We start from the raw sequence: 12,795 nt of genomic DNA, 5'->3' as shown, positions 1-12,795 counted from the left end.
CAGGCTGACCGGCTTGGCCACATAGCCGTTCATGCCCATGTCCAAGAACCGTTCCCGGTCTCCGGTCATGGCATAGGCCGTCATGGCGATAATGGGGATATCCCGCCCCGCCGCTCCGGCCTCGCCCGCGCGCAGGCGCCGGGTGGCCTCCACGCCGTCCATGTCCGGCATCTGCACGTCCATGAGAATCAAGTCGAAATGTCCCCCGGCCACGGCCGCCAGCACGCCCCGGCCATCCGCCACGTGGGTCACCTCGGCGCCGCGCCGGCGCAGCAAGGCCAGAGCGGCCATGGCGCTGATGGCATCGTCCTCGGCCAACAGCAGCCGGCGGCCATCCAGATGGACGACCGAACCCGCCGTTTCCGTCGCGGACGGCCCAGGCGCCGAATCCACGGCAAAATCCAGGGCGAAAAAAACGACCGTGCCCGTGTCGGGCTCGCTTTCCACGGTGATGCTCCCACCCATCAATTCCACCAGGCGCTTGCAGATCGACAGCCCGAGACCGGCGCCCTGATGGCCGCGCGCGTAGCCTCCGGACGCCTGGACAAAGGGCCGGAAAAGCCGCGCCAAATCCTCGTCGGAAATGCCGATGCCCGTATCGGTGACCAAAAACAGAACCCGCCGCCGTCCGGCCCGCTCCGGACGCAGCGCCCATGCCTCGACCGTGACGCTGCCCGCCGGCGTGAACTTCAGGGCATTGCCGACCAGGTTGACCAGCACTTGTTGCAGCCGGGCCGCGTCGCCGAGCACGCGCGGAATGTCGGCATCGAGCTCGAACCGCAATGCGATGCCCTTCTCGCGGGCAATGGGGCCGAAAAGGTCCCGGACATGCCCGCACACATCGGCGATGCGCATGGGCGCGGTCTGGATGACCAGCTTGCCGGCTTCGATGCGGGAAAAGTCGAGGATATCGCTGAGCAGGCGTTCCAGGCGCGCGCAGGCCTGGATGGCCGAGGCCGCGAACTCGGCCTGTTCCGCGTCGAGGTTCGTGGCCTGCAGCACCTGCAACATGCCCAGAACCCCGTTGATGGGCGTGCGGATTTCATGGCTCATGTTGGCCAGGAATTCGGATTTGGCCCGACTGGCGGCGTCGGCCGCCTCCTTGGCGGCGCGCAGGGCGTCCTCGGCCCGTTTGCGTTCGGTGATGTCGCGCACGTTGACCACCACGCCCCGGATATCCGGATTGTCCAGCTGGTTGGTGCCCCACCCTTCCAGGTAGACCCACGATCCATTCTTGTGCCGGCAGCGATAACGCGCGCCGCCATATCCCACGCGGAGAATCGTCCGAAACGCGGCCCGGACGCGCCCCCGGTCCTCGGGATGGATGACGTGGTCGATGACGGCGACACCGGTCAATTCATCCGGCGTATAGCCGAGCATCCGCTCCACGGCATTGCTGACAAAAAGCTGGCGGCCGTCTCCATCCATGATGGTGATGGTGTCCGAGGAATTGCGGATGAGCTCCTTGAAACGCCGTTCGCTGGCCTGGAGGGCGGCCTCCATGTTCCGACGATGGTTCATCTCCCGGCGCAACCGGCCATGACCGATGATCAGGGCGCCCAAGGCGGCCAGGATCGGCAACCCGACCGCGAGTCCCCACACGAGGACATCGGACACGCGGATGCCGTGCTCATAGCGCACGGCCAGCCAGTCGTTGCGAATCCTGGCATGATCCGCCGGCGTCAGCGAACGCAGCGCCTTGTCGAGCATGGACGCCAGTTCCGGCCAATCCGAACGCACGGCGAAATGGAGGTTGTATTGTTCAAAACGCGTCGGCGCCGCCACCTTCAGGTTGGTCAGACCGTGTTTTTCCATCAGATAGGTGGCCGCGGCCAAATTTTCGACACAGGCCTCGGCCCGCCCCGTGGACACGGCCCGCAAGGCCTCCAGGGGCGTCGAAACGAAAACCGGCACGGGATCGACATGGTCGCGCCGCATCCAGTCCAGGGACACGTTGCCGCGCACCACGGCGACGCGCAACCCATGCAGATCGGCCAAACCTCCAAGAAACGGCCCGTCCGTGCGACCGACGACAACCAGGGGATAGGACAAGACTGGCGCGGAAAAGCGCAGATAGGCCTCCCGATCCGAAGTCCGGGCGGCGCAGGCAACGAGATCGAGTTCCCTGGCCTTGGCCTTGGCCAGGACATCGGGCCAGGGCTGATCGTTGTCCACGCGCATGGCCAGCCCCAGTCTGGACAGCAGCAGACGCAGATAATCCTGGGCCATGCCCCGGGCCGCGCCCTGTTCGTCATAATAATGGAATGGCGCGAAGGCGCGGGGACCGCCGACACGAAGGAGTGGATGCTGCTTCAGCCAGGCTTTTTCATCCGGGGAAAGCACGGCCGCGAGCGCGGAAGCCCCCCTGCCGGTGGCGTTGGGCGCGCCGTGGGCTGGGAGACGCCACGGACCAAGGACCGTGCACAAAGCCACCACGAAAAACACAATGCCGCGTCTGATTTGCCAGGACATCGCCGCAGTCCTCTTCCGGATGATGGCTCCCGATCCTTGACCCCGCCTCCGACACCAAAACCCACGCAAACAACCGCCCCACGAGCCGGTTCGGGCCGGCCCCCGTCCGTGCCCTGGATCAGGGCTCCCGATTCCCGGCCTCCCCGGGCAAAACCTCGGCCATGACCGCCACGAGGTCCTCCATGCCGACCGGCTTGGCCACGTAACCGTTCATGCCCATGGCCAGAAAACGCTCGCGCTCCCCGGCCATGGCATAGGCGGTCATGGCGATGATGGGCACGCTCCGCCCCGCCTCGCCGGCCAGGCCCGCGCGCAGGCGCCGGGTGGCTTCCACCCCGTCCATGCCCGGCATCTGCACGTCCATGAGGATCGCGTCGAAACGCTCCCTGGTCATGGCCGCCAACACGCCCTGGCCATCTTCCACGTGCACCACCTCGGCACCGCGTCGGCGCAACAGGGCCAAGGCGGCCATGGCGCTGATGGCGTCGTCCTCGGCCACGAGAAGGCGCAATCCCTCCAGGCGGACAGGCGTGGACGTGGACGGTTCCGAGGCATCCCCGGCCCGGCGGCGGGCAAGCGCGAAAGGCAGGGTAAAGGCGATGGTCGTGCCCTTGCCCGGCTCGCTGATCACGGACAATTTCCCGCCCATGAGTTCCACCAGCCGCCGGCAAATGGACAGCCCCAGACCGGCGCCCTGATGCTTGCGCGCGTACCCCTCCCCAACCTGGGAAAAGGGTCGGAACAGCGTGTCCAGCTTGTCGTCCGGAATGCCGATGCCCGTGTCCGAAACCGAGAAAAAAACCCGGCATTGCTCAGGAAAAACCGAGTGCAGCCGCCACGCCTCCAACTCCACATGACCGGAGGGCGTGAACTTGCAGGCATTGCCCACGAGATTGATCAGCACCTGCTGCACACGGACCGCGTCGCCCACCACCTGTTCGGGCAGGCTTGGATCGACCGTGACCCGAAGCTCGACGCCGGTACCCACGACCAATGGAAAGAAAAGCTCCCGGACCTGCTCGACCACTTGGGCCAGGATCATGGGCGCGGGCTGGATCACGAGCATGCCGGCCTCGATCCGGGACAGGTCGAGAATGTCCGACAACAGCCGTTCCAGACGCTTGCAGGCCTGAAGGGCCGCCGTGGCGAACTCGTCCCGCTCGGGGTCGAGGCCGGTATCGCGCAGGGCCTGCAGCATGCCCATGACGCCATTGATGGGCGTGCGGATTTCATGGCTCATGTTGGCCAGGAATTCAGACTTGGCCCGGTTGGCCGCCTCGGCCTGCTCCTTGGCCTCGCGCAGGGCCGCCTCGACGGCGCGACGTTCCGTGATGTCCAGAATCAGCCCTTCCAGGGCCTCGACCATGCCGTCGGGAGCAAAAATCGCCTGACCCTGTTCCCAGACCCACTTCACCTGTCCGTCAGCGGTGCGGATTTCGTATTCGACCAGGACGGGCTGGCGTCTGACGATCCGCTCGGCCCAGGTGTCCCGCAAAAACTGCCGGTACGCGGGCAGGATGAGGTCGTTGAAGGACAGACGGGCGTTCCCCAGAAGGTCGTCGATGTCGTAACCGGTCAGTCTGGTGCACCCCTCGGAAATGAATTCCATGGTCCACTGTTCGTCATACCGACAGCGGTAGGCCATGCCCGGCAGATTCTTGAGCAGCACGGACTTGCTGCGCTCGCTCTGCTCCAGGGCCTCGGTCCGGGCCGCGACCAGGGCTTCCACATGGGCCTGACGCCGGAACGACTCCCGCAGGGACAACGTGAACCAGACCGTGCTGCCGACAAAAAGAATGAGCACGGCCTCGAACAAAATCAGGGAGGTCAGCCGGGCCGTGGACCGGGCCTGACGCACCACGTCGCGGGGGTATTCCAGCTGCACCAGCAATGCCGGACGACGCCAGGGATCACCCAGCAGGACATGGCCGTGCAGCATGTCCGGACCAGCCTCGGACAAGGCCATGGCTCCGGGCGACAGCCGTTCGGCGATGTGCTCCGCGCGCCCGGACCAGCCCGGCCCGCCCGGATGGAACGCGACCAGACGCGTTTCCAGCAGTCTCTCCATCTCTTCCCACAGGGCGGCGCGCACGAACCGGCCGACGATCAGCGTCCCCCGGCTCGTCCCGGTCCTGTTCGCGGGAAAAATGGGACAGGAGGCCACGAACAAGGGCCCCAGTTCCGTGAGCATGAGGCTGGACCAGGGCTGTTCCGGGCGGGGACGGGCCAGCAGCGGATGGTCCTGGGCCAGGGCAACGCCGGAAAATTCGGACACATGGGCGCGGACCTGAAAAAGCGGATCACGCGCGTCGGACCAGACAATCCGCCCCCCGGGATCGACAAAAACCAAAACGTCCAACTCGGATTGCCTGGACAGGGCGCCCATGTTCAGCGTGGCGGGAATGGCCCCGTCCGTGTGCCCGCCAAGGAAGGCCGCGCTGTCATCCCGAAAGGCCCACGCCGCGGCCTGCCGTTCCAACTGCCTGGCTTCGCGTTCCAGCAGACCCAAGGCCCCGGCGACCCGCCTTTTGGCGTCGGCGCGCTCGTACTCCAAATACTTGGGCATGATGACCATGTTCACCAGGACATGATTGCCGCCCAGGGTGATCGGAATCAGCAGGGCCAGCAACAGCAGGGCCCTTTTGCAGATGATTCTCCAGGGCGCGACACCGGCCACGGGCTTGCGCGGGTCGCGGGCTTCGAGCAGATCGATGGACCGCTGCCGGATGACACCGCGCAAATAGACGACCCAGACCACCAGGATCACGGCCAGGGTCAAGGCCAGGGCCAGGGCCAGGATCAGCCCGAGCTGGAACGGGGACAGGGGCTCGTCCTCGACCTTGAACCGCGCGCCCAGCCACTTGGCGGAAATCTCCGCGAAGACGCCGCGCTCCTTGGCCAGCTCGATACCCTTGTCCAGAATCCCGGCCAGTATCTCGCGGCCCTCGGCCACGGCCATGCTGTTGAGCCCGACATACAGGGCCCCGTCCACGGACTTCATCCGCTCCGCCACGCCCTTGGAATAGAGGTGATGAAGCACGATGGGCCGATCCCCGATCATGGCGTCGGCCCCGCCGGCCAGGACCATGTCCGCGGCCTGGGCAAAGGAGTCCGTCAGCACCGGCACATACTGAATCCCCTGGGTCCGAAGATATTCCTCGGCGTAGTCCCCGCGTTGCATGGCGATGCGCTTGCCGGCGAGATCCCCGAGGCCGATGATGTCCGGCCGATCCGCCGGCACGAAAATAACGGCCGGGACTTCCCAGGTGGTCTTGGAAAATTCGAAACGCGCGTCGCGCTGCCGGCTGTAAAACAGACTGGTCAGAACGTCGGCCCGGCCATCGAGCACGGCTTTTTGCGCGTCGAGAAAGGGCATGTCCTGAAAACGCGCCTGGATGTTCAGCTCCGAGGCGATCCAACGGATCAGGTCCAGGCACATGCCCTGGCGCTGCCCGTCGGGGCCGATAAACTCAAAAGGGGGGTATTGGGTTTGACTGGCAAAAACGATGGGCTCGTTGTGACGAAGCCAGGCCCTCTCGGTCGTGGTCAGCGGCGTCGCGGCCCAGGCCGAACCGGCCGGCAACGACGGACCGACCCAAAGCACCGTCCAGACCAGGACGGCAAAAACAAAAAAGGAAGGCGGGCCTGGGTTTCGCACCGGAATGTGGAACACGGACACCTCCTTCCTTGTGACAGCCAGCGCCACGGGTTAGCAAACACAGGCGCGGACCTGCTCCTGGTCGTGCCCAGGGCGGACACGCCCCGGCACCGCTTCGTGACACCATGCGGCCGGCACCGCGACGGACCGTGGCGCGCCCGCGTGGTCTTCTTCTGACTGCCAAAGCCGGACCATTCTGACAACCGGTTTCCGTGGCACCCGCGCACAGCCCGGACACGCCGTCTACCAGCCGATGAACAACCGACTTTTTTCGGGACACCCTTTTTTGATCACCGCCGCCACCGCGTAGGAAATCCACGTCACCAGCGCCGTGAACAGCGGCAAAAGAAAAAAACCGGCGGGGCCGCCAAAATGTTCCCGGGCCTTCCAGATGAAAAAAACAACCCATCCATGCAAAAAATAGATGGCGAAACTCGCCGACGCGACCCGCTCGAGAACCCTGCATTCGCGGTCTTCGTACCTGTGCAAAAAGTTCATGAGCAGCACGCACAGCACTATTTTTTGCAGAAAGGAAACATCCACCCCGTTATAGTCGAACGGATTTTTCTGAAGGTTTCCACAGGTGTCCATGAGCACGGCCTGCAACATGGCCAGAAAGAGGACACCGGCCAGCAATACAAGGTTCTTGCCCTGAAGCCGGGCATAAATCCAATCCCGCTCCATGGAGCACAAAATGCCGAACAGATACACGGGCAAAAAATACACGACAGACTGGAGGATGGACAAATTGTTTATCGGACGATGGACAAAGACAGCGACCAACGAAAGGACCGCGACAATGAGTGTCCCGAGGTTTGTTCGGAGCCTGATAAACCGCATAAAAAGCGGAGATATCAAGAACATCGTCATGATAAACGGAATGTACCAATATACCAGAACGCCACCATACCAAAAATACAAAAATGTCGGTCGTAAAACCTGATCAAAAAGTGTATCCGTTGATCCGAAATAAAATTCAGGATATGGATTTTTCGTGTATATTGAGTAAGCTATAGGAATTATAGACACACAAATATACGGCGAATAGACATTTTTTATTTTTCCCTTGATAAATTTAAAATAACTATAGCGTTTATAAAAAACATGATGAAATAAAAATCCTGAAATAAAAACAAAAAGTGACGTTCCTCCGGAAATGATATTCGCCAATACCCTGTCTGAAAACGTCGTGACTTTCCATCCAGATATACCGTAGCAATGCCCGGCAACAATGAGAACGATTGTCACGGCTCTAAAATAGTCAAAAGATTTCAAATACATAATATCTCCATCTGACTTTCCTTGCAGCGGAATCACAAAAGCGCGCACGCTCGAAATCGCGCGCCCTGAAATCTCGTAGAAAGGTTCCAGGGTCAAGAGTTCTTGCGCACCAGGGATGGCTACTGCGAAAAAATCATCACGCCCTTGCAGAAAATTGCCCGGAAAAGGCCGCGAATTGCGAAATTTGCCCCGCCAACCAGCCAGGGGCACGGGGCGGAAAGATGGCGCCACGACAAACAGGCCCGTCAGTCCTGACGACTGACGGGCCTGTTTGCGTTCCAAGAGTTCGGGTGGGGCTTCGATTATTCCGGCCACATCGCGCCCATCACCGCCTTGGTGGAAAACCCACCCCGGGCGGTGGACCATGTGGCCAGAACCGCGCGTCTAGGCCGCGGGCTCCACCCTGGCCTTGATATATTTCAAAATCGGCGTCCCGCCCGTGGGCTCCGTGACATTGGGTGGCATCACGGCCCCTGGCACGTTCACGCCACCAAAATCCGCGTATTTGGGATCGCCTTCCAGACCGCGCACATGCCCGTATCCACCCGGCGCGGCCAGCACTCCCGGCCGAATATGTTCCGTGACCTCGGCCATGATCCGGGCACTACCCCAGGGCGACACCACGCGCACCCACGCCTTGTCGGCGATGCCAAGCCGGGCCGCGTCGGCGGCGTTGATCAGGAGGGTGTTGGTCTTTCTGAGCTTCATCAATTGGTAATTGTTGAACGTCGAGCAGTGCTCGTGCTGCAGGACGCGGATATTGCCAAAGATAAAGGGATATTCCGCGTCCGGAGTCAGGGCCGCGTCGATGGGCTTGTGGTCGGGCAAGGGGTCCACGCCTTTTTCCTGACTGACCGGGTTGAGGAAGTTATATTTTCCGGTCACGCTCTTGCCGGAAGAACCGTATCCGGCGGGAGGATTGATCCCGCCCCAGTCCCGATACTTGTAATAGGCAGCCGGGTCCGTGAGAAGAAATCCCTTTTCCCGCAATTCGTCGTAGCTCCAGGGCAGATCACGCATCTGATTGGCCTCGGCCCCGGCCATGCTCTCCCACGGCACGGCATCCGCGACCCCCAGGCGCTCGGCCAGTCCCTGGACGATGCGCCACATGGGGCGGGAATCATACATGGGCGGCACGACCTCGGCGAAATAGCTCAAAAACGCCTCGTACAGCCAATCCGGCTTGATCTGGGACTGTTCCAGCCAGGTCGCGTCGGGCAGGACCACGTCGCTCAGCAGGGCCGTGTTACACATGAAGGCGTCGATGGTGACACAAAAATCCAACTTTTCCAGGCCTCGGGCCACGGAGGCGCTGTTGCCCCAGGTCAAAACAGGATCGGCCCAATACGAAACCAGGGCGCGGATCTTTCCCGCGTCCACCTGCTCCTCGAACTTGGCCGGGGACCAGCCAGACCACAGCTGGAACGCATCGACCTTGGGCGCGTTCTTCTTCTCGGGTTTTGTCTGGCCGTCGCGCCACGCCGAACCCAGCTTGCGCTTGAAAGGCAGGCTCGGCCCGCCAGGCGCGTCAAAGGTGCCGCACAATCCGTTCAGGGCCTGAATGGCGGCCGTGGCCCAATGACCGTTGGGAGTCTGGGCCAGACCGGTCCAGGACATGACGCCCTTGGCCTTGGCCGTCGCGAATTCCCGGGCAATGCGCGCCAGGGTCGCGGCGGGAACGCCGCAGATGGGCTCGGCCCATTCCGGCGTGCGCGCCACGCCATCTTCCCCGCCCAACACCCGGGCACTGAAGGCCTCGAAGCCCGTGGTCCAATCGCGCACGAACTCCTTGTCGTACAATTCCTCGGAAATGATCACGTGCGCCATGGCCATGGCCGCCGCGCCGTCCGTGCCCGGAATCAACGAAACCCATTCCGTGGCCTTGGCCGCGGTGTCGGATTTGCGCGGATCAAAAACCACGAGCTTGGCCCCCCGGTCCAGGGCCTTCTTGAGCGCGGCGGTCTTGCGCTGACCATAGGACGTGGCCAGTTCGTTGTTCCCGAAAAAAATGATGTAGTCCGAATCGTCGTAGTTGATCCAGGGACGTTTGTCGTTGAGGCTGTGCTCGGTGGCCATGCGGTTGGCGTTGTCGCACATGGTCCGATGCGTCCCCTTGGGGCAGCCCAGGTGCTCGAAAAAGGCCTCGTGCACGAAATTGGCGAAATCATTGCCGCGAAAATAGGCCAACTTGCCTTCGGGCACGGCCGAGATCTTGCTCGCCACCAGATCCAGGGCCTCGTCCCAGCCCGCCTTGCGAAAACGCCCGTTTTCACGGATGAGCGGCGCCTTGAGCCGATAGGCGCTGTTGACATGCTTGGCGCTGGCACCGCCCTTGGGGCAAAGACGGCCGGCGCCCTTGGGATCACCGGGCAGTCCGGCCGCGCCGACCATGATGCCGTCCCGGACCTTGGCCTTCATCCCGCATAACGCCCCACAGGTGTAACAATGCGTTGGGATTTCCACTTCCGGACCTTCCGGCGTCGCGCCCGATTGCACGAGATCGGCCGCGAAAGGAAACGCGGCCCGGTCCAGACCCCGCGCCAGACATCCCCAGCACGCCGGGTCCACGTCCTCCCGGACAAAGGCCAGGCACAAGGCGGCCATGGCCAGGTACCACGGATGTCCGGCGCAGCTCGCCAGCTGTTCGCCGAACAAGGGCACCCAGGCCCTTATGGTGTCGCGAAAAAACGTCTCGTACGTGTCAAGACGATCCTGCTCCAGCAAGGCGGCGCACAACTCGAATTCCACGGCGACATGGTCATCCAGATCGCGAAATTCCGGGTCCACGGACAGGTTGACGGAACGGAGCACGCGACGCAGTTCAAAGACGGGCTCCTGCTGGACCACGGGAATTCCCGAGCGATGCACGGATTCGTACGGAAACACGGGATTCGCGCCGGCATTCAAAAAAAGATCCGCGTATTCGTGGCGGAGTTCGGCATGCACGTCGCCCGGCGACGCGGCCAGGGCGGCAAGGCGCGCCGCCGCGCCACGCATCGAGGGCACGAGCGATTCCACGTCCCGCACGGCATCCACGAAGGCGGGAGACACTGTCGCCGTGACCACGGGCAACGCGGGCTCGTCCCGAAAAACCGTTGAAAAAAAACGAAACACACGGGCCTGATCGTTACGTTGCGTCCTGTCCATAAAATCCTCCGTCGGAGCTTTCCGACCCACCGGAGGCCGGAAATGAATGTTCAGGTCAATCACCCGCCACCACGGCAGGTGGTCGCATGGGCCGTTCCGGGCCTATTTTTGTCCATAAGACGACCGTGCCGGGTTGAAAAATTTTCAACGACTTTTTGTTGATTTTCACAACATCGGACACGCTTCGACGCCCGGACATGGTGCCCGCGCCGGGAGTTTGTATCATTCCACGAAAAAACGCCCACCGGCTTCAAGGACCGACGGGCGTTTCGCGATAGGGGATAATCGCGGACTATTTTTTCCGTTCAAAGGTCAGGGCGTGGGTCGTGCAGGCCGTGACACAGGCCGGCTGCAGACCGGCGTCGATGCGGTCCATGCAGAAATCGCATTTGCCGATGACATTGGCCTCGGCGTGCAGAACCGGGATATTCCAGGGACAGGCCGTGACACAGGCCTCGCAACCGATACAGGCGTCCTTGTCCACGTAGACCAGACCGTCGGACTCGCGCCGGATCATGGCTCCGGTCGGGCACGCCGCGACGCAGGCCGGATCTTCGCAGTGGTAGCAGCTCCGGAACGCGGCCTTCATGACGATCAGGCCGTTTTTAAGCTCCGGCGCGCCAGAGGTGTGCACGGCGTACTTGATGCCCACGGGATTGTCGTTCTTGACCTTGCAGTGCACCTCGCAGGCCTTGCAGTGGATGCAGCGCGCCTTGTCCAGCTTCATTCTATAGTTACTCATGTCCGTCTCCCTAGATTTTGCGCACGCCGACAAAATGTTCCTGCATGGACAGGCAGCCGCCGCCCCGGTCCCATTGCTCCAGACCGCCGGGCATCAGCTCGTGATCGGCCGCGCCCTTGCCGAACGCGCGGGATTCCACCGGCAGCCGGTGTCCGAACCCGTGCAGCATGAACAGGGCCTCGGGATGGATGCAGTCCGTCACAAAGGCCCGCAACCGGCCAGTCCCCCCGGTGACGGAAAAGACCTCGACCAGATCGCCGTCGGCGATACCCAATTCAGCCGCCCGGCTGGTGTGCAGCCAGGCCACGTTCTCGGGCATCTGCTCCGCCAGAAGCGGATTGTTGACGGTGTGGCCTTGGGTGTGGATGCCACAGCGACCCGTCGTGATGCGGAACATGCCCTGGGGCGGAAGCGCGGGAGACACGTAGGGCGGCAGGGACGGCTGTCCGGCCTTGGCCCATTTCCCGCTGACCATCTCGATCTTGCCCGAGGGCGTGGGCAGCTTGACCTCGCCCAAGGGGCGGTACAGGGGCGCGTCGGCCAGTTCGACAAATCCCTTGGCGTCAAAATCCTCGATGGCCACGCCCGTGTCCTGCAGCTGGTAAGCCCAAATGTCCTCGATGCTGTCGAAGGACAACGGGTCCAGGCCCAAACGCCTGGCCAGGCCACAGATGATCTCCCACTCTGCCTTGGAGTCAAAGGTCGGCTCCTGGGCGCGCTTGCGCACGAAAAACTGCGGCTTGAGCCCGCCCTTGCTGGCAATGATGCTCTCGCGGGAAAGATAGGTGGACAGAGGCAGAACCACGTCGGCGTTCCAGGCCGTGTCCGACCAGGAAAAGGTGATGCTGACCAAAAGGTCGAGCCCGGCCCATTTCTTTTTCAGCGCCTCGGGATCGGGCATGGCCATGAGCGGATCATGCCGGAAACAGAGATAGGCCTTGATGGGATACGGCTCGCCGGTGACGATGGCGTCGTAGGCCAGATTGACCAGACCTGGGCCGGCGTCGAACTGCGGATATTTCCAGCCCACGCCGTCGGCCCGCTTTTCCTCGGGCTTGGGAAAAAGATCGACCAGTTTCCGCAGGCCCTTGCGGCCAACATCGCCGGGCGTGTTGACAAAGGGCAGACCGCCCTTGGCGCCGATAGAACCAAGCAGGCTATTGATGATATAGGCCGTGCGCGATATCAGAAAGGACGTATTGTAGCGGGCCACCATCCAGCCCGGATGCCAAAGCACGCTGGGCGCGGCCTCGGCCAGCTGCCGGGCCAGATCACGGATGGATTCGGCCGACACGCCGCATTCCCCGGCGGCCCATTCGGCCGTGTACGGCTGGACAAAGGCCTTAAGCTCCTCGAACCCGTCCACGAACTGATCCACGAACGCCTTGTCGTACAGATTTTCGGAAATCAGCGTGTTGATCACGGCCAAATTGAAGCCGTAGTCCGTGCCCGGCCGGATCATGAAGAAATTATGCGCCTTGCTGGCGCTGACCGT

6 protein-coding genes are annotated in these 12,795 nt (G+C 62.6%); all 6 read right to left on the bottom strand.

All coding sequences use genetic code 11. The features are described from left to right. A partial coding sequence (locus EOL86_07495) for a transporter substrate-binding domain-containing protein (protein NCD25421.1) occupies positions 1-2,472 on the bottom strand: 2,472 nt, incomplete at its 3' end. A 118-nt stretch (positions 2,473-2,590) separates the two neighbouring features. Continuing rightward, complete coding sequence (locus EOL86_07490) at positions 2,591-6,178, bottom strand: transporter substrate-binding domain-containing protein (protein NCD25420.1); 3,588 nt, start codon at positions 6,176-6,178, stop codon at positions 2,591-2,593. 195 nt (positions 6,179-6,373) lie between these two features. Next, positions 6,374-7,777 (bottom strand): acyltransferase, encoded by a 1,404-nt coding sequence (locus EOL86_07485; GenBank protein NCD25419.1) that lies wholly within the window; start codon positions 7,775-7,777, stop codon positions 6,374-6,376. 18 nt (positions 7,778-7,795) lie between these two features. Then, the gene (locus tag EOL86_07480; protein ID NCD25418.1) at positions 7,796-10,558 is read right to left on the bottom strand and encodes a molybdopterin oxidoreductase; all 2,763 of its coding nucleotides are present in this window, start codon (positions 10,556-10,558) and stop codon (positions 7,796-7,798) included. A 292-nt stretch (positions 10,559-10,850) separates the two neighbouring features. Next, a complete protein-coding gene (locus tag EOL86_07475; protein NCD25417.1) occupies positions 10,851-11,300 on the bottom strand; it encodes a 4Fe-4S dicluster domain-containing protein in 450 nt (149 codons plus the stop codon). Positions 11,301-11,310: 10 nt separating this feature from the next. Then, on the bottom strand, positions 11,311-12,795 hold a 1,485-nt coding region (locus tag EOL86_07470; protein ID NCD25416.1), incomplete at its 5' end, for a thiosulfate reductase.

This window comes from Deltaproteobacteria bacterium (genome assembly GCA_009930495.1).
GTDB lineage: Bacteria > Desulfobacterota > Desulfovibrionia > Desulfovibrionales > Desulfomicrobiaceae > Desulfomicrobium.
Note: the sequence above shows the minus strand (reverse complement) of the source record. Positions and strands in the feature narration are given on the sequence as shown.